The sequence below is a fragment of the Alistipes sp. i18-0019-D1 genome, assembly GCF_042852885.1.
Lineage (GTDB): Bacteria > Bacteroidota > Bacteroidia > Bacteroidales > Rikenellaceae > Alistipes.
The window spans coordinates 1,570,845-1,588,395 of the sequence record NZ_AP031424.1 but is presented as its reverse complement, the minus strand read 5'-3'; the positions used below and the strand labels follow the sequence as shown (position 1 = coordinate 1,588,395).

The following is a 17,551-nucleotide window of genomic DNA, read 5'->3' as shown; positions in this document are numbered from 1 at the left end:
AGTGAAGCTATGAAACGTTTGATCTCATATGCTTGGGCGACGGTCCTCTGCTGCGCCGCCTATGCCCAGGCTCCGAATGTGACGGGCCGTGTGACCTCGACCGGCGGACTGCCCATCGGGGGCGTCGTGGTGAGCGACGGGCTCAACTGTACGCAGACCGACGCCGACGGGCGCTATGCGCTGACGAGCGACCTCGAACTGCGCCGCTTCGTATTCGTGTCGGTTCCGGCCGAGTACGAAATCCCGGCGCGCCACGGCTGTCCGCAGTTCTTCAGGCGCATCGACCGCTTCCAGGAGGAGGTGAAGGCCGATTTCGTGCTCGAACCCCGCCTGGTTCCCGCCGTGCACCACACGCTGCTGGTGCAGGGCGATCCCCAGATCAAGAACTACGGTGTCGACGGGTCGGCCGAGGCCTACCGGTCGGTGGTCATTCCCGACATGATCCGCATGCGCAGTACGATCACCACCCCGTGCTACGGCATCAACCTCGGGGACCTGGTTTACAACGACATGAACGTCTACAACGCCTATATCGACAATACGGAGCAGGTGAACACGACGACCTTCAACGTCATCGGCAACCACGACCACGACCAGACGACGATCCTGAGCGACTCGCTGGGAACGGTCTATTTCGAAATGTACCTCGGTCCGACCTGCTATTCGGCGAACATCGGCGACATGCATTACGTCTTCGTGGACAACATCCTCTACGGGCGCGACGACGCCACGAAGTCCTACGAACTGGGCCTGAGCGACGAGATCGCCCACTGGCTCCAACAGGACTTGAGCTATGTGCCGAAGGACAAGACCGTCATGATCTGCGCCCATTCGCAGATGTTCAAGAAGCACAGCAGCTTTTCGACCCGCAACAAGAACTACCCGGTTTACCGCGACGAACTGCTCAAGTTCCGAAACGTCTATTCGTGGGCCGGGCACAACCACCACACGTATATCTACAACTACAACCGCTCGGAGCAGATGAAGATCGACAACCTGACGGCCGTTACCGTCACGCGTTCGACCGGTTCGCTGCGCCTGAACAAGCACCTCAACAACGACGGCACGCCCCAGGGCTACATGATCGTCGATGTCGACGGCGGCGACGTGTCGTGGTATTACCACTCCTGCGGCAAGGACCGCAACCACCAGATGCGCCTCTATTCGCCCGTGCGGACCGGAAGCGGCTACGTGCTGGCAAATGTTTGGACCTGGGACGATGCCTGGGGGTCTGTCGAATGGTGGGTCGACGGCGTCAAGGTGGGCGAAATGGAGCCTTGCGAGGAGTTCGACCCCGATTACGTGGACCTCTATGCCACGGTGACCGACAAGACCACCCGCAAATACTGTCAGCCGGCCAAGTCGTTCCACATGTTCCGGATCAGGCCGGAGCCGGGCGTGAAGGCGGGCGAGGTTCGTGTGACCGACCGTTTCGGGACGACTTATGTGGAACGCGTAAGCTGGTAAGGTATGATTTTGGATGCTGTCGCCGTAAATCGCTCCGGACCCGGCCTTTAGCCGGAAGTCCGGCGGGACGGAACCTGTAAGATTGGATGTTTTATTCCGGAACCACATATTTCGGATATACCGAACGGGAGGTAAAAGAGGTGTTTACGGCTCTTTATCCGCGGTTGTGCGCCTATGTCAACGGCGTGACGGGCCGCGGGGACCTTGCGGACGACATCATCCAGGAGATTTTTTACAAGTTCCTCAAGCGGCGGCCCTGCCTCGACCGGTCCAAGGTCCCGGCCTACCTTTTCTCGATGGCTCACAACGAGTGCCTGAACTGGCTGCGGCAGAACAAGATCCTTTACAACAGCATCGACCTCAACAGATTGCAGGAGACCCGGGCGTGGGAGACGCTCGCCATGCGGGACTTCCTCGACGCCCCTAACGACTCGCCGCTGGCCACGCTGCTCGTCGAGGAGGTGCTGGCCCTGTGCGACCGACTCCCGCCCCAGACCGCGCGCATCTTCCGCATGAGCCGCATTGACGGGCTTACCAACCGGGAGATCGCCGAGACGCTGCACATTGCGCAGCGCACGGTCGAAAAACACATTTCGATTTCGATACGCTGGTTCCGCCGCTCGCCGCAGTTCAAGGGCTACTGGCCGGATTCGGAGTGAAACGAACGACAAACTGAAAAACGATATGAAGAAACTTTTTATTCTCTTTTGCGCCGTTGCAGCCGCGACGGTGCTCCCCGCCGCTGCGCAGACCCTTTCGACGGGAACCTACAACGTCCGCCAGCTCAACGCGGGCGACGAAACGAAGGGCAACGGCTGGCAGCGGCGGCTGCCGGTGATCGCGTCGCTCGTCCGCTTCCACGACTTCGATATTTTCGGGGCGCAGGAGGTGTTCCACAGCCAGCTGGAGGACCTTTTAGGGGCGCTGCCCGGCTACGGCTACACGGGCGTGGGCCGCGACGACGGCGCCGAGGCGGGCGAATACTCGGTCGTCTTCTACAAGCGCGACCGCTTCGAACTGCTCGACTCGGGCCATTTCTGGCTCGCCGAGGACACCGCGCGTCCGAACAGGGGCTGGGACGCCAAGTACGTTCGCATCTGCTGCTGGGGCCGTTTCCTCGACCGCGAAACCGAGGAACGCTTCTGGTTCTTCACCCTGCACACCGACCACAAGGGCGAGCGTGCGCAGGCCGAGAGCTGCCGCCTGGTCCTCGATAAGATCAAGACCATGTGCCGCGGCGAGCGGGCCGTGCTCACGGGCGATTTCAACGTCGGCGAGACGAGCGAGAGTTACGCCGTGCTCCGCGGCTCGGGACTGTTGTACGACACGTTCGACCTGGCGGAGATCAAATACGCCTGGACCGGCACGGAGAACGGCTTCGACCCCGACCGCAAGACCTTCCGCCACATCGACTACGTCTTCGTGACGCCCGGCTTCCGGGTGCTGCGCTACGGCATCCTCACGGATACCTACCGTTCGGAGGAACCCGCGGGCAGCGCGAAACCGTTCCGCGCCCGCACGCCGTCCGACCATTTCCCGGTGAAGGTCCAGCTGGCCTTTTCCGAATGACCGAATTTTAGAACCTGAAACTATTTCCGAACTGATAATGAACTTGTTTTCCTTTTTTCGCAAAAGCGAACCTTCGGCGCCCTTCACGGGTGACGACGCGGCGCGCATGAAACTCTACAAAAAGCTCCGTTTCCAGAGCTTCATCGCCGGCACGGTCGGTTACAGCCTCTATTACGTCTGCCGCACGAGCCTCAACGTGGTCAAGAAGCCGATCCTCGAGAGCGGGGCGCTCGACGCCACACAGTTGGGCGTCATCGGCTCGGCGCTGCTGTTCGCCTACGCCATCGGCAAATTCGTCAACGGATTCCTCTCCGACCACAGCAACATCAAGCGTTTCATGGCCGCGGGACTGTGCGTCTCGGCCGTCGCCAACCTGCTGGTCGGCGCGCTGGGCTTCGCCAACGGCGGGGGCATGGCGGGCAATATGACGCTCTTCGTGGCCTTCGCCGTGATGTGGGGCGTCAACGGGTGGTCGCAGTCGATGGGCGCACCCCCGGCGATCATCGCCCTTTCGCGCTGGTATCCGTTGAGCAAGCGCGGTACGTACTACGGATTCTTCAGCGCCAGCCACAACCTCGGCGAGTTCCTTTCGTTCCTTTTCGTCGGGGCCGTCGTCGGTATCTTCGGCTGGCAGTGGGGATTCGTCGGCTCGTCGGTGGCCGGGGTGCTGGGCGTGCTGGTGATCGTCTTCCTGCTGCACGACACCCCCGAATCGAAGGGCCTGCCCCCGATCGAGGTGCTGACCGGCGAGGAGTCGCCCGAGCAGAGCCACGATCATGGCTCTACGGCCCAGTTGCAGCGTTCGGTGATCCGCAATCCCTTCGTCTGGGTGCTGGCCCTGTCGAGTGCCTTCATGTACGTCTCGCGCTACGCCATCAACGGCTGGGGCGTGCTGTTCCTCCAGGAGGTCAAGGGATATACGCTGGCCACGGCCACGCAGGTCATCTCGGTCAACGCCCTGTTGGGCATTGTCGGGACGATCTTCTCGGGCTGGTTGTCCGACACGCTGTTCCACGGCCGCCGCAATGTGCTGGCATTCGGCTTCGGCGTGCTGAACACCGTCGCCCTGTGCCTGTTCCTCTATTCGGGCGACGGCATGTTCGTCAATCTGTTGAGCATGGTGTTATTCGGCATGGCGATCGGGGTGCTGATCTGCTTCCTCGGCGGACTCATGGCCATCGACATCGTGCCGCGCGAAGCCACGGGTGCGGCCCTCGGCATCGTGGGTATGGCCAGCTACGTCGGCGCCGGGTTGCAGGACATTGTCAGCGGATGGCTCATCAATTCGGGCAAGACGGTCACGGACGGTGTTACGACCTACGATTTCGATACGGCGATCATCTTCTGGATCGCGGCTTCGGCGCTCTCGTTCATCCTGGCGCTCTTCGTGTCGAAGAGATCACACGCATAGACGGCAACACGATGAAACCGATTCGATTTATCCTGACTTTATGTGCCCTTGCGGCCGCAGCGGCGGTCTCCGCCCAGTCTGACATGCGGTTCAACCGCGCGCCGCTCCAGCCGCGGCCCTATGCCGAACTGCCGATCGGTGCCGTAAAGCCCGCGGGCTGGCTCGGCGAGCAGCTCGTGCGGATGCGCGACGGCATGACCGGACACCTCGATTCGCTCTACCCGCAGGTCATGGGGCCGCGCAACGGCTGGCTGGGCGGTGACGGCGATGTGTGGGAACGCGGTCCCTACTGGATCGACGGCCTGCTGCCGCTGGCCTACATCCTCGAAGACGAACGGCTGATCGCCAAGGTGAAACCGTGGGTCGAGTGGGCGCTGGCCTCGCAGACGGACGACGGGAATTTCGGTCCCGTGACCGACCGTCCCGCCGAACCGGGGCTGCAACGAGACAAGGCCCGCGACTGGTGGCCCCGCATGGTGGTTCTCAAGGTGTTGCAGCAATACCATTCGGCGACCGGCGACCGGCGCGTGCTGGATTTCATGGACTGCTATTTCCGCTACCAGCTGGCGCAGCTGCCCCGAACGCCGCTCGACAACTGGACCAGATGGGGCCGCCAGCGCGGCGGCGACAACCTTGCGGTGGTTTACTGGCTTTACAACCTCACCGGAGAGAAATACCTGCTCGAACTGGGCGAGCTGATTCACAGACAGACGTTTGACTGGACGGGGGCTTTCCTGCACGGCGACCACTTGAGCCGCCCTTACAGCCTCCACTGCGTCGATCTGGGACAGGGGTTCAAGGAACCGGCGGTTTACTGGCAGCAGAGCGGCGATTCGCGTCATCTTGCGGCGGTGGGCCGCGCCGTGGAGAAGATGCGCCATACGATCGGGCTTCCGACGGGTCTCTGGGCCGGTGACGAGAAGCTCCGCTTCGGCGATCCGACACTCGGGTCGGAACTCTGCACGGCCGTCGAGATGATGTTTTCGCTGGAGCAGATTCTCCAGATCACGGGAGGCCGCGAGTGGGGCGACTATCTCGAACGCGTTGCCTACAACGCCCTGCCGACCCAGACGACCGATGCGCAGGACGCCCGGCAGTATTACCAGCAGGTCAACCAGGTGGAGGTCACGCGCAAGGTGCGTCCCTTCTCGACGCCCCACGAGGACACGGACATCGTTTTCGGCCTCTGTACGGGTTATCCGTGCTGCACGTCGAACCTGCACCAGGGGTGGCCCAAGCTGGTGCAGAATCTTTGGTATGCGACCCGCGACGGGGGCCTGGCCGCCTTGGTCTACGCCCCTTCGACGGTCGAGACCACGGCAGGCGGCATGAAAGTCGCCATCGAGGAGCGCACCGACTATCCCTTCCGCGAGCGGATCGCGTTCCGTGTGACGCTGCCCGGGGCCGGGAAGCGGGCGACGGCGGCATTCCCGCTTCACCTGCGCATCCCCGGCTGGTGCGCCGAACCCGGGATCACGCTCAACGGTGAAAAGGTCGCATTCCGCAACGTGGGCGAAGGGATCGTGGTCGTGGAACGCGCGTGGCGTTCGGGCGACTGTCTGAACGTGACTTTCCCGGCGTGCGTCGCCGTGCGTCGCTGGTACGACGAGGCGGCCGTCGTCGAGCGCGGTCCGCTGGTCTACGCCCTGCGTATGGACGAGAAGTGGGAGCGTCGTGAGATGGAACCCGGGAAACAAGCTCTTTACGGCCCTTATTATTACGAGGTGACCTCGGATTCCCCGTGGAATTTCTGCCTTCCGAAAGCGAACGTCCGGCCCGAAGCGGTCGCCGAAAGTTTCGTGGTGGAGGACGATGGCGAAATGGTGCCCTATCCCTGGACTCTGGACGGCTCTCCAGTGAAGATCCGCACGCGGGCCAACCGCCTGGGTGACTGGGCGTTGTATGGCGGATCGGCGGGACCGATCGCCTTCGTCTCCTCGCAGCGGATGTACATGTCGCCCGAAGAGGAGTGGATCGAGTTGATTCCCTACGGCTGTACGACGCTGCGTATCACGGAGTTTCCCGTGCGCTGATCCGTCCGGCAGGTTTCACGACGAAACGTTTGTAGGCCGCGGCCGTGGGGTCGCGCTGAATACCCCTCCCCTCCGACCTGTGCGTAGAACCACTCCTGCAGGTGGCCGAGCATCAGGTGGTTGTGCGAATGGTCTGTGCGGGCGTCCCACGGCTCGGGCAGGGCTGTCAACCCATTTTTTACACGGTAGAGCCAAAGAAAGCAGGATAAAGAAATCTCCGGTCCGCCCTGTTTGGCCGCGACTACTTTACAGTCGCGGCCAAACACGGTCCCAGCCTTCCTGCGGCGAAAATTGCCGTTGAGAATTATAGCCTTCGGCGCCCGGACACAAGTCCGTGACCTTGTGCCCGACAGTTTCTGGTCCACTCGTCACTCCGAGCTACTTTGAAGGGATCAAGCCCATCACGCAAAAAGCCTTGTTTATCCTGTAAAAGAAAAAAGGACGCTGATTACCAGCGTCCTTCAGTGCCCAGGACAAGACTCGAACTTGCACGAACGTAATTGTTCACTACCCCCTCAAAGTAGCGTGTCTACCAATTTCACCACCTGGGCATTGCACTCCCGAATCAACTTTCGGGAGTGCAAATATAGACACTATTTTGCGATTCGCAAAATTTTTGCGCGAAAAACGATAAAATTTGCATCGGGACCGTCCGGACCATTCTGCGGCGGTCCCGGAACGCTTTATTTGAGCTTCATCTCCTTGAGCAGGTAGCCCGCTCCGCCGACACGGTCCATGACGAACAGCACGTAGCGGATGTCTACGGCGATGTTGCGGCAGATCGCAGGGTCGTAGTCGATGTCGCTCATCGTCGAACGCCACGTGCGGTCGAAGTTGATGCCGATGAGTTCTCCTTCGGCGTTCAGCACCGGCGATCCCGAATTGCCGCCCGTGGTGTGGTTCGTCGCCAGGAAGCAGACCGGTACGGTCTTGCGGCCGTCGATCACCGTGCCCCAGCGGCCGTAGTTTTTCGACGCGTAGAGGTCGCGCAGCGACTGCGGAATGTCGTAGTCGTAAATCTCGGGGTTGTCCTTGGCGATGATGCCGTCGAGCGTCGTCTGCGGCTTGTGGTACTCTCCGTCGGCGTACTCGTATCCGGCCACGGAGCCGTAGGCCACGCGGAGCGTCAGGTTGGCGTCGGGGTAGAAGGCCCGCTCGCGGTCCCATTCGCGCAGACCTTTAATATAGATGGTGTAGAGTTCGTTGAGAATTTTGCTGTTGAGGTTGCGCAGCGACTTGGTTCCCAGCATCCACGAGATGTGGTCGAGCATGCGTTTGGTCTCCTCGCGCAGTCGGGCGGCAGGTTGCATGGCCACGCTGTCGGTGCCTTCCCAGATGGCCTCGAAAAGGGCGTCGGCATGGGCTTCCGGCGATTTGTAGCGGGTTATGCCTTCGGCGAAGGAGGGTATGCGGTAGATTTGCGGGCAACGGCCGTATTCGCGGAATGCCTGGCGCCAGAGCGCCCGCTCGGTGGGCTTGCGCCGTGCGAAACACTCCTCGGCGCGTTCTTTGGGGGTATAGGCTGCCGGCAGCGTCGAGAGCGTTTCGCGGGTGATCTCGTAAGCGAAATAGGCATCCATGATACGGCCGTATTCGGCGCGCAGGCCCATCACTACGGCGTATTCGGGGTGCTCCACGGACCAGAGTCCGAATTGCGTCTCGTAATCGAATTTTGCTGCGACGGTCCCGCGGCGGTTGATGCCCAGCGCTTCGCCCTGCCATTTTTTCCAGGCGTTGGCGATCGAGGCGTGTTTGGCGGCATAGTGGATGCGCAGCGCGGGGTCGGACTCCTGCGCTTTGGTGATGATGTCGAGGCGCCCCGTGCGGATAGCGATCTTGGCCGGATCGGAACGTTCGGCGATGTAGGCCACGGCGTCGGAGAGGATGTACTCCTGCGTGTTGCCCGGGAATCCGTAGATCATCGTGAAATCGCCCTCTTTGATCCCTTTCGTCGATATCGTGAAATGTTTCTTCGGACGATACGGAACGTTCCGGGGCGAGTAGGCCGCCGGGCGGTTGTCTTTCGAAGCATAGACGCGGAACATCGAGAAGTCGCCCGTGTGGCGGGGCCAGATCCAGTTGTCGGTGTCGCCCCCGAACTTGCCGATCGACGAGGGCGGCGCGGCCACGAGGCGCACGTCGTCGAACTGCTCGTAGACGAACAGGAACTGCTGGTTACCGTAGTACATCTGTTCGACCGAGGCTTTGTAGCCCGTGCCTTCGGCTTCGGCTTTGCGGACGATCTCCTCTGCCGTCTCGCCTGCGGCGATCCGGTCGGTCACATCGTCCATGCGGACGAGGAAGCGGACCCAGAGTTTTTCGTTAGGCAGCTCCTCGGCCCGGGACATGGCCCAGAAACCATTGGTCAGGTAGTCGTGCTCGACGGTCGAATGTTTCTGAATGGCGTCGTAGCCGCAATGGTGGTTGGTGAGCAGCAGGCCTTCGGGCGAGATGAGTTCGCCCGTACAGCCGCCGTTGAAGAGCACGACGGCGTCCTTCATCGAGGCCTTGTTGATCGAGTAGATGTCTTCGGCCGTGAGGCGGAAGCCTTTTGCGCGCATGTCGTCGATGCGTTCGGAGATCAGGCTCGGGAGCCACATGCCCTCGTCGGCCAGTGCGGGCAGGAGGGAGAGGGCGGCGAGCAGGGTCAGCAGGGTACGTTTCATGAATCTAAAAATTTATCTAATTCGGTGTATACTTTCTGGACGGGGAGTCCCATGACGTTGTAGAACGAGCCTTCGATACGCTCGATGGCGGCATAACCGATCCACTCCTGGATGCCGTACGACCCGGCTTTGTCGAAGGGGCGGAAGGTGTCGACGTAGTGTGCGATCTCCTCGTCGGTGAGCTTGCGGAACCAGACGCCGGTACGTACTTCGAAGGAGTGCATCCGGCAGGCGGTGCGCAGCGTGACGCCCGAAACGACCGTGTGGCGGCGTCCCGAGAGGCGGCCGAGCATCCGGCAGGCGTCGTCGCGGCCGTGGGGTTTCCCCAGAACCTCGCCGTCGAGCACGACCACCGTGTCGGCGGTCAGCAGGATGTCGTTCGGGGCGAGCGGTGCGGGGTAGGTCTCGCTTTTCAGGCGCGAGAGGTACAGCGGGACCTGCTCGGCCGGGAGATCTTCGGGATAGGTCTCTTCGCAGTCGTATTTCGGGGCCAGTTCGTAGGGAAGCCCGCAGCCGGTCATCAGCTCCCTGCGCCGCGGCGACTGCGACGCCAGCAGCAGGCGGTAGGGTTTGAGTTTGTCGTTGAGTAACATGGCTATCGTATGTCGAAATTCAGCAATTCACGTCCCTCGAGAGTCGCACGCAGCGTGTCGCCGGGCTTCACCTCTCCGACGCCCGCGGGCGTTCCCGTGTAGAGCAGGTCGCCCATGCGCAGGGTCATGTACTGCGACACCGTGGCGATGATCCGGTCCACCGTGAAGAGCATTTCCGAGGTGTCACCCCTTTGGCGGCGCTCCCCGTTCACGTCGAGCGTGAAGTGCAGCCGCTGCACGTCGCCGCCCAGCTCCTGCAAAGATACGAATTCCGGAGCAATCGCCGCCGAACGGTCGAAAGCCTTGCAACTCTCCCACGGCAGCCCCTCGGCGATGGCCTTCCGTTGGAGGTCGCGGGCCGTGAAGTCGATGCCCAGGGCCACCTCGTCGTAATAGCGGTGTGCGAAACGTTCGGCGATGGCCTTGCCCACGCGGTTGATCCGCACCACCAGTTCGCATTCGTAATGCACCTCCTTCGAGAACGACGGGATGTAAAACGGGTCGTTGTTGCGCAGCAGCGCCGTGTCGGGCTTGAGGAAAAACATCGGTTCCCCGGGGAGTTTCCCGCTGTCGTTCAGCTGTTCGTGCAACTCGGCGGCATGTTCAGCGTAGTTGCGGCCTATGCAGATGATTTTCATTGTTTTCGATTTTATAGGGCATATTTCACCCTGCCTCGCCCTCCGCGAAAGGGAAATACGCTGGTATGTCCCTTCCGCGTCGGTCTTCGTTATGTCGAAATCTGCTCCTCTAAAATCAGAAAGCAGCGTTTCCAGTCTTCAGTTCTGCGACCATCCGCGCCGCGAACCGTTCGCTGGCGCCCGGGCCGCCGATGATCGTTTGCAGTTCGCCGAAGTCGGCGAGCATCTTTCCGCGCTTGCTGCCGCCGTGCAAAATCGCCCGCAGCTCGCGTTCGGCGCAGTCGACCGAGAAATCCGACTGGATGATCTCGGCGACGGCTTCGCGCCCCAGGTTCAAGTTCACGAGCGACACCCAGGGGACCTTCAGCACGTAGGGCCGCAGCCATACCTGCCACCACACCGTGCGGTAGACCACCACCTCGGGAATGCCCAGCAGGGCGGTTTCGAGCGTCGCCGTGCCCGATGTCACCACGGCCGCTTCGGCCGCCGCCAGCGTCTCGTAGGTCTGGTCCGAGACGTAGCGGATGTCGCTTCCGGCGATGTATTGTTCGTAAAGCGTCCGGTCGAGCCACGCGACGCCCGCCACCACGAACTGGTGCTCGGGGAATTTTCGCGACAGCGCGGCCATCAGCGGCAGGTTGTCGCGGATCTCGCCCCGGCGGCTGCCGGCCAGCAGGGCGACGATCGGGCGCTGGTCGAGGGAGTTGCGGCGGCGGAACTCCTCGGGCGTCGGGAGCGTCGTCCGCCGGGTCTCGATGGCGTCGACAAGCGGGTTGCCCTCGAAAATGGGTTCGATGCCGTGCTTCGGGAAATAGGTCCGCTCGAAAGGGAAGATGATGAAGAGCCGGTCGACGTATTTGCGGATTGCCTTCACCCGCCATTCGCGCCACGCCCAGACCTTCGGGGCGATGTAGTAGAAGGTGCGGATGCCGTGTTCTTTGGCCCAGCGGGCCATCTTCATGTTGAAACCCGGGTAATCCACCAGGATCAGCACGTCGGGGGCGAACTCCGCCACGTCGGCCTGGCACTCCTGCATTTGGCGGCGGATCGTTCCGAGGTTTTTAAGCACCTGCACGATGCCGAAGAACGAGGTCTCCCGGTAGTGTTTTCGTAAGTTCTCCTTGCCGCCTGCCGCCGCCATAAGGTCTCCGCCCCAGAAGCGGAATTCCGCCTGCGGGTCGGCTTTCAGCAGCCCTTCGATCAGGTTTGCGCCGTGCAGGTCGCCCGAAGGCTCTCCGGCTATAAGGTAATATTTCATCTTTTCGATTTTATAGGGCGCCTTTCGCCCTGCCTTGTCCTCCGCGAAAGGGAAATACGTCTGTATGTCCCTTCCGCGTCAGCCTTCGTTATGTCAAAATCCGCCTCTCTAAAATCAAAAAGTCGGGGCCGATTGCTCTTTCAACTTTCTAAAAGGTCGGGCCGCAACTCTTTCGTGCGCCGGTAAGCCTCGTCGTCCTGCCACCGGGCGATCTCGGCGAAGTTGCCCGACAACAGCACGTCGGGGACCCGCCAGCCGCGGAACTCCGCCGGCCGCGTGTAGACCGGGGGTGCCAGCAGGTTGTCCTGGAATGAGTCCGTGAGGGCCGACGCCTCGTCGCCGATGGCTCCGGGGATGATCCGCACGACCGAGTCGGCGATGATGCAGGCCGCCAGCTCGCCGCCCGTCAGCACGTAGTCGCCGATCGAGATTTCGCGCGTGACGAGGTGCTCGCGGATGCGGTGGTCGATGCCCTTGTAGTGGCCGCAGAGGATGATGATGTTTTCAAGCGTCGACAACCGGTTGGCCTCGTGCTGGTTGTAACGGTTACCGTCGGGAGAGGTGTAGATGACCTCGTCGTAGCGCCTCTCGCTCTGGAGTTTCTCGACCAGTTCGAAGACCGGTTCGCACTTCATGACCATACCCGCTTCGCCGCCGAACGGATAGTCGTCGGTGGTCTTGCGGCGGTCGTGGGCGTAGTCGTGCAGGTTGTGGACGACGATCTCCACGAGACCCTTCTCCTGCGCCCGTTTGAGTATGGATTCGTTGAGCGGGGAGGTCATGAGTTCGGGGACGGAGGATATGATGTCAATGCGCATGTCTGAAAATGATGTCTTTCGTGGAATTTTCGGCCAGCGGGATCTCTTGCCCGCGGTCGAGCGTGTAACCCGTGTAGCCCAGTTCGGTGAAGAGCGCGACGATCTGCGGGCGGTTTTCGCCGCCCGTCTCGATCAGCACCGTGGGGCGGTGCCTCTCCAGCAGGGGCCGCATCTCCCGCATCACGACGACCTCGTAACCCTCGATGTCGCATTTGATGAAGTCGAGGCGCTCCAGTTTGCCGAACAGTTCGCTGCCGCGGCGCATCTGGGCCGTAAACTCCACGTCGGCCTTGCCGCCGCCTTCGTTGACGAAGTTCTGGCCCGTGCCGAAATAGCCCGTCTCGCGCGCCGAGTCGTTGGCCATCGAGACCGGCTTCGATTCCGTGCCCAGGGCGTAGGGGAGGATGTCGACGTTTCCGCAGCGGCGGAGGTTGCGGCTCAGCACCTTGCGGATCGGGGCCACCGGTTCCACGGCGAAAACCTTTCCCGAGGGACCCGCGAGGCGGGAGATCGTGCGGGCGTAGTAGCCGAGGTTGGCGCCGATGTCGATGCATGTGTCGCCTGCGCGGACTAGTTTCGGCAGGTGGTAGACGTACTCCGTGGCAGGGGCCTCGCGTCCGATGCCCAGCCGCTGCCAGAGGAAGAACAGCCGGCTCACGGCGCGCAGGTAGCCTTCTAACGGCAGGGTGCGGTAGAGAATCTTATGGATCAGGGTTTTCACGGGAACAATGGTTGTGGGCGGCGCGAACCGGTCGGGGACGGATGTGCGGCGGTATGTATTTCCGGGATCATTCTTGATTCCTGTAATTCACCTCCTCGTTCAGCACCTCGACGATGAAGGGGTTGTAGAGCAGTTCGTGGCCGATCGTCGACTCGGGACCGTGGCCGGGATAGACGTGCACCTCCTCGCCCAGCGGAACCAGGGAGTCGAGGATCGAGCGCATGATCCACGAATAGTCGCCGCCCGGCAGGTCCGTGCGGCCGATCGACTCGCGGAAAAGCGTGTCGCCCGTGAAGAGCGATTTCGAGACGGGTTCGTACAGCGCCACATGGCCGGGGGTGTGGCCGGGGGTGCGGATTACGCGCAGGACGGTCTCCCCGAAGCGGACCTCGGGCATGGTGTCGAGGTCGAGGTCCGCTGCGGGCATCTGTCCGATCTTGACCCCGAAGACCGAGCCGCTTGTCGCGGCGTTGTCCAGCAGGAACCGGTCCTTCGACGAAAGGGCGAAAGGGATGCCGTAGCGCTGCTTGAGGTGCTCGACGCCCAGCGTGTGGTCGAAATGGCCGTGGGTGTTGACCGCCATGACGGGTTTCAGCCCGTGCTCGGCGATGAAGTTGTCCAGTGCGGCATCTTCGCGCGGGTTGCTGTTTCCGGCGTCGATGACGATGCACTCTTTGGTGTCGTCCCAGACGACGTAGGTGTTTTCCTGTATCGGATTGAATTGCAGGCAGGCGATTTTCATAATGATGGCTGTTTTAATGCAGTCGGTTTGGCAAAGATAGTGCTTTTTACGGGATTTTACCTATCTTTATGACCCAAAACGATCCGATCCCATGAAACGATTTTTTGCGCTTTTCGCGGTCCTGACCCTGCTTTGCACGGGAATTTCGGCCCAGACGACCGCCTGCCGGACCGAAACCAATATCGCTTACCGCAATGCTGCGGACGATGGTTATGTCGATTCGCTCTGCCGGCTGGATATTTGTTATCCGGTGGATAGAAAAGGATTCCCGACCGTCGTGTGGTTTCACGGCGGGGGCCTGACGGGCGGGCGGCGCGAGATTCCGAAGGCGCTGTGCGACAAAGGCTTCGCCGTGGTGGGCGTGGACTACCGCCTCGCTCCGCGCGTGAAGGTGGCCGACTGCGTGGCGGATGCCGCCGCTGCGGCCGCATGGGTGGTGAGAAACATCGCTTCGTACGGCGGCGACCCGCGGCTGATCTTCATCGCCGGACACTCGGCGGGCGGTTACCTGACTTCGATGATCGGACTGGACAAACGCTGGATGGCGCCCTACGGCATCGACCCCGACACGGCGTTCGCGGCGCTGATCCCTTACAGCGGGCAGGTCGTGACCCACTTCGCGCGACGCCGCGAAATGGGGATTCCCGATACGCAGGTGGTCGTGGACGACATGGCGCCGCTGAACTACATACGTCCCGACTGCCCGCCGATCCTGATTCTCTCGGGCGACCGCGAGCGGGAGATGCTGGGCCGTTATGAGGAGAACGCCTATTTCTGGCGCATGATGCAGGTGGCGGGGCATCCCGACGTCGGGATCCGCGAGTTCGACGGGTTCGACCACGGCAACATGCCCCAGGCGGGCCATTACGTCGCGGTGCGCTACATCCGCGACTTTGTGAAAAAACGGGAGCGATAATTGCGGTCCCTGACGCGTAAAACGGAGTGTTATGAACGGATGGATGAAATTGGCGGCCGCACTTTTCGCCGCGGCGTCGCTTGCGGGGTGTTCGCTGCTGAAGGTGGCCGTGGCCACGGGCGACCCCCTTTCGAAGGAACAGATGAACGTGCGGACCATGACGCGCGGCTTTTACTACGACATGGCCGGCGAGGTGGCCCGTGCGGCCGACTCGATCGTTGCGGCGGCGTCGGACGTGAACGTGCGTGTGGCGGCCGTGCGGTGGAAAATCCGCGCCACGCGCGCCGGGGTGACCGCCGCCATGCAGGGGATTCCCGACGTGGCGCTGGCCGACCTGTGGATCCTGTGCCGCCGCATGAATGATTCTTTTGCCGAAGCTCCCGATTCGCTGCTGTTCGGTTCCCAGAGCGACATCGCCCGCGACGCCGCCCTGCGGCTCGACCGCCGGGCCGGAAGGCTCGCCCGGCAAGTGCTTCCGGCGGACCGTTACGATCTGATGGCGGCCTTCGTCGACGACTATATCCGGAAAAATCCCGCCTCCGAAGGCGACGAGACCGACAACACGACCCTCGCGTGGCTGGAATACCTTCAGGCAGCCGGTGTCGAACACGACTACGCCACCGGTTCGATCGCCGAGGTGCTGGCCGACGTCAACGACCGCCTGAGCGGTCAGACGCAGCAGGTGACCAACAGCGTGAGCTGGTCGAAGGACATCTTCGAGATGCGGCTCCGGCAGGACAGCCTGCGCATCGAGGTCGGGGCGCAGCTCGATTCGCTGGAACGCAGTTTTACGCGCATCGTGGTCGTTGCCGAGCACCTGCCCGAGATTTCGGACAAGGTGCTGGAGGAGCTGAACCGGCAGGCCACGCAGTTGATCTGGACGATGAACGCTTCGGTGGACAACGCTTTCGCCGACTTCGACCGCCAGCGCGGCGAGTTGCAGCGGTACGTCACGCGCGAGCGCGAGGCGCTGGTCGAGCAGCTGCGCACGACGGGCGATGAACTGGTCCGGACGACGCTCGACGCCCTGCCGGGACTCGTCGGCAAAATCCTGCTCTACGTCGTGCTGGCGCTCGCGGTTTTGATCGGCGGGCCTTTCGCGCTGGGCTTTTGGCTCGGCGGCGTGCGGGCGCGCGCCAAGGCGAAGAAGGCGGAAAAAGGCTGATTCCGGCGGACTCCGGGGCCCCTTCCCGTCGGGAAGTTTTGCCGAGCCGCACGCAATTCGGGTTTGAACCCGTCCGGCTTTTTTGTACCTTTGCATCCCAAACTCGAATTTATGGCAAGAATGGCACGTAAAAAAGCGAACTATCCCCTGATCGAGGGGCTTGAAATAACGACCCTCGCGGCCGAGGGCAAGGCCATGGGCCGCTGGAACGACGTGGTGGTCTTCGTGCCGCTGACCGTTCCGGGCGACGTGGTCGACGTACAGATCCGTTCGAAACGCCGCCGCTTCATGGAGGGCTTCGTGGTGCGCTATGTGAAAAAATCGCCGTTGCGGACCGAGGCGTTCTGCGAGCACTTCGGCGTCTGCGGCGGCTGCAAGTGGCAGAACCTGCCCTACGGGGAGCAGCTGCGCTTCAAGACCGAGCAGGTCCGCGACCAGCTGACGCGTATCGGCAAGATCGCCCTGCCCGAAATCGCGCCGTGCCTCGGCTCGGCGCAGACGCAGTTCTACCGCAACAAACTCGAATTCACTTTCGCCGACCGCCGCTGGCTGACGCGCGAGGAGATCGAGTCGGCGGGCGACATCGGCGACGCGCCCGCCGTGGGATTTCATATCCCCTCGATGTTCGACAAGGTTCTGGACATCCGCAAATGCTGGTTGCAGCCCGACCCGTCGAACGGCATCCGCATGGAGGCCAAGCGGTTCTGCGTGGAGAACGGCTACACGTTCCACAACGCCCGTTCGCACGAGGGGCTGATGCGCAACATGATCGTCCGCACGGCCTCGACGGGCGAGGTGATGGTGATCGTGGTCTTCAACAGCGACGACCGGCCCCGCATCACGGCCCTGATGGACCATCTGGCGGAGAAGTTCCCGGAGATCACCTCCCTGTTCTATATCGTCAATACGAAGTTCAACGACTCAGTGGGCGACCTCGACCCGGTCTGCTACCGCGGCAAGGACCACATCATCGAGGAGATGGAGGGGCTGCGCTTCAAGGTGGGACCCAAATCCTTCTACCAGACCAATTCCGCGCAGGCGTACGAACTTTATAAGGTGGCCCGCGATTTCGCCTGTTTGAAACCCGGCGACGTGCTCTACGACCTCTACACCGGAACGGGAACCATCGCCAACTTCTGCGCCGCGCGCTGCGCCAGGGTGGTGGGCGTGGAGTACGTTCCCGAAGCCATCGCCGACGCCAAGGTCAATTCGGAACTGAACGGCATTGAAAATACGGTCTTCTACGCCGGGGACATGAAGGCGGTGCTCGACGACGGGTTCGTCGCCGCGAACGGCCGTCCCGACGTGATCATTCTCGACCCGCCGCGCGCGGGCGTCGACGAGCCGGTGATCGAAGTCATCCTGCGCGCCGCGCCCCAGCGGATCGTCTATGTGAGCTGCAATCCCGCCACGCAGGCCCGCGACCTCCAGCTGATGGACGCCGCCTACCGCGTCGAGGCCGTGCAGCCCGTCGACATGTTTCCCCACACGCACCATGTGGAGAACGTCGTGAAGCTCGTGCGGCGATAAACGGCGCGTCCGCGTGAGATACGA

16 protein-coding genes and 1 tRNA gene are annotated in these 17,551 nt (G+C 62.1%); 8 read left to right on the top strand and 9 right to left on the bottom strand.

What is annotated here, in order from left to right; translation table 11 throughout:
* Positions 1-9 precede the first annotated feature (9 nt).
* The 5 genes from ACGHP5_RS06730 (at position 10) to ACGHP5_RS06710 (ending at position 6,480) form a co-directional block, all read left to right on the top strand.
* Positions 10-1,467, top strand: a complete 1,458-nt coding sequence (locus tag ACGHP5_RS06730; protein ID WP_390568224.1) for a calcineurin-like phosphoesterase C-terminal domain-containing protein — start codon at positions 10-12, stop codon at positions 1,465-1,467.
* A 140-nt stretch (positions 1,468-1,607) separates the two neighbouring features.
* The gene (locus ACGHP5_RS06725) at positions 1,608-2,126 is read left to right on the top strand and encodes a sigma-70 family RNA polymerase sigma factor (RefSeq protein ID WP_337771596.1); all 519 of its coding nucleotides are present in this window, start codon (positions 1,608-1,610) and stop codon (positions 2,124-2,126) included.
* A 25-nt stretch (positions 2,127-2,151) separates the two neighbouring features.
* Positions 2,152-3,036, top strand: coding sequence for an endonuclease/exonuclease/phosphatase family protein (locus tag ACGHP5_RS06720; RefSeq protein ID WP_390568223.1), 885 nt, complete (start codon positions 2,152-2,154; stop codon positions 3,034-3,036).
* Positions 3,037-3,073: 37 nt separating this feature from the next.
* The gene (locus tag ACGHP5_RS06715; protein ID WP_337657816.1) at positions 3,074-4,447 is read left to right on the top strand and encodes an MFS transporter; all 1,374 of its coding nucleotides are present in this window, start codon (positions 3,074-3,076) and stop codon (positions 4,445-4,447) included.
* Between the two features lie 11 nt (positions 4,448-4,458).
* On the top strand, positions 4,459-6,480 hold the full coding sequence (locus tag ACGHP5_RS06710) for a beta-L-arabinofuranosidase domain-containing protein (protein ID WP_390568222.1): 2,022 nt from the start codon (positions 4,459-4,461) through the stop codon (positions 6,478-6,480).
* Here ACGHP5_RS06710 and ACGHP5_RS06705 read toward each other — a convergent pair.
* The 9 genes from ACGHP5_RS06705 to ACGHP5_RS06665 all read right to left on the bottom strand — a co-directional run bounded on the left by ACGHP5_RS06705 (position 6,435) and on the right by ACGHP5_RS06665 (position 13,916).
* Positions 6,435-6,746, bottom strand: coding sequence for a hypothetical protein (locus tag ACGHP5_RS06705; RefSeq protein ID WP_390568406.1), 312 nt, complete (start codon positions 6,744-6,746; stop codon positions 6,435-6,437). The genes ACGHP5_RS06710 and ACGHP5_RS06705 overlap by 46 nt on opposite strands.
* 199 nt (positions 6,747-6,945) lie before the next feature.
* Positions 6,946-7,031: transfer RNA gene (locus ACGHP5_RS06700), tRNA-Leu, on the bottom strand.
* Between the two features lie 132 nt (positions 7,032-7,163).
* Positions 7,164-9,146 (bottom strand): S46 family peptidase, encoded by a 1,983-nt coding sequence (locus tag ACGHP5_RS06695; RefSeq protein WP_337771591.1) that lies wholly within the window; start codon positions 9,144-9,146, stop codon positions 7,164-7,166.
* Entirely contained in the window at positions 9,143-9,739 is a 597-nt protein-coding gene (locus ACGHP5_RS06690) for a Maf family nucleotide pyrophosphatase (RefSeq protein ID WP_337771589.1), read from the bottom strand. Before ACGHP5_RS06690 ends, ACGHP5_RS06695 begins: the two co-directional genes overlap by 4 nt.
* A 2-nt stretch (positions 9,740-9,741) precedes the next feature.
* Complete coding sequence (locus ACGHP5_RS06685) at positions 9,742-10,377, bottom strand: fumarylacetoacetate hydrolase family protein (RefSeq protein WP_290532577.1); 636 nt, start codon at positions 10,375-10,377, stop codon at positions 9,742-9,744.
* Positions 10,378-10,492: 115 nt separating this feature from the next.
* Entirely contained in the window at positions 10,493-11,635 is a 1,143-nt protein-coding gene (gene lpxB, locus ACGHP5_RS06680) for a lipid-A-disaccharide synthase (protein WP_390568221.1), read from the bottom strand.
* Between the two features lie 140 nt (positions 11,636-11,775).
* Positions 11,776-12,453 carry a tRNA (guanosine(37)-N1)-methyltransferase TrmD gene (gene trmD / locus ACGHP5_RS06675; RefSeq protein WP_295901968.1) on the bottom strand — a complete coding sequence of 226 codons (678 nt, stop codon included), beginning with the start codon at positions 12,451-12,453 and terminating at the stop codon, positions 11,776-11,778.
* Positions 12,443-13,174, bottom strand: a complete 732-nt coding sequence (locus ACGHP5_RS06670) for an FkbM family methyltransferase (RefSeq protein ID WP_390568220.1) — start codon at positions 13,172-13,174, stop codon at positions 12,443-12,445. The genes trmD and ACGHP5_RS06670 overlap by 11 nt, the downstream gene beginning before the upstream one ends.
* 67 nt (positions 13,175-13,241) lie before the next feature.
* Entirely contained in the window at positions 13,242-13,916 is a 675-nt protein-coding gene (locus ACGHP5_RS06665) for an MBL fold metallo-hydrolase (RefSeq protein ID WP_290532582.1), read from the bottom strand.
* Between the two features lie 91 nt (positions 13,917-14,007).
* Here ACGHP5_RS06665 and ACGHP5_RS06660 point away from each other — a divergent pair, with 91 nt between their 5' ends.
* The 3 genes from ACGHP5_RS06660 to rlmD all read left to right on the top strand — a co-directional run bounded on the left by ACGHP5_RS06660 (position 14,008) and on the right by rlmD (position 17,527).
* Entirely contained in the window at positions 14,008-14,832 is an 825-nt protein-coding gene (locus tag ACGHP5_RS06660; protein ID WP_390568219.1) for an alpha/beta hydrolase, read from the top strand.
* Between the two features lie 31 nt (positions 14,833-14,863).
* Positions 14,864-15,997, top strand: coding sequence for a hypothetical protein (locus ACGHP5_RS06655; RefSeq protein ID WP_390568218.1), 1,134 nt, complete (start codon positions 14,864-14,866; stop codon positions 15,995-15,997).
* A gap of 120 nt (positions 15,998-16,117) precedes the next feature.
* Positions 16,118-17,527, top strand: a complete 1,410-nt coding sequence (rlmD, locus tag ACGHP5_RS06650; protein ID WP_390568217.1) for a 23S rRNA (uracil(1939)-C(5))-methyltransferase RlmD — start codon at positions 16,118-16,120, stop codon at positions 17,525-17,527.
* Positions 17,528-17,551 lie beyond the last annotated feature (24 nt).

Bases quoted from the DNA above. Each gene is read 5' to 3' on its own strand.
- ACGHP5_RS06690 (WP_337771589.1), bottom strand. From the start codon at position 9,739: ATGTTACTCAACGACAAACTCAAACCCTACCGCCTGCTGCTGGCGTCG.
- rlmD (WP_390568217.1), top strand. From the start codon at position 16,118: ATGGCACGTAAAAAAGCGAACTATCCCCTGATCGAGGGGCTTGAAATA.
- trmD (WP_295901968.1), bottom strand. From the start codon at position 12,453: ATGCGCATTGACATCATATCCTCCGTCCCCGAACTCATGACCTCCCCG.
- ACGHP5_RS06685 (WP_290532577.1), bottom strand. From the start codon at position 10,377: ATGAAAATCATCTGCATAGGCCGCAACTACGCTGAACATGCCGCCGAG.
- ACGHP5_RS06665 (WP_290532582.1), bottom strand. From the start codon at position 13,916: ATGAAAATCGCCTGCCTGCAATTCAATCCGATACAGGAAAACACCTAC.
- ACGHP5_RS06695 (WP_337771591.1), bottom strand. From the start codon at position 9,146: ATGAAACGTACCCTGCTGACCCTGCTCGCCGCCCTCTCCCTCCTGCCC.
- ACGHP5_RS06730 (WP_390568224.1), top strand. From the start codon at position 10: ATGAAACGTTTGATCTCATATGCTTGGGCGACGGTCCTCTGCTGCGCC.
- ACGHP5_RS06715 (WP_337657816.1), top strand. From the start codon at position 3,074: ATGAACTTGTTTTCCTTTTTTCGCAAAAGCGAACCTTCGGCGCCCTTC.
- lpxB (WP_390568221.1), bottom strand. From the start codon at position 11,635: ATGAAATATTACCTTATAGCCGGAGAGCCTTCGGGCGACCTGCACGGC.
- ACGHP5_RS06655 (WP_390568218.1), top strand. From the start codon at position 14,864: ATGAACGGATGGATGAAATTGGCGGCCGCACTTTTCGCCGCGGCGTCG.
- ACGHP5_RS06660 (WP_390568219.1), top strand. From the start codon at position 14,008: ATGAAACGATTTTTTGCGCTTTTCGCGGTCCTGACCCTGCTTTGCACG.
- ACGHP5_RS06720 (WP_390568223.1), top strand. From the start codon at position 2,152: ATGAAGAAACTTTTTATTCTCTTTTGCGCCGTTGCAGCCGCGACGGTG.
- ACGHP5_RS06710 (WP_390568222.1), top strand. From the start codon at position 4,459: ATGAAACCGATTCGATTTATCCTGACTTTATGTGCCCTTGCGGCCGCA.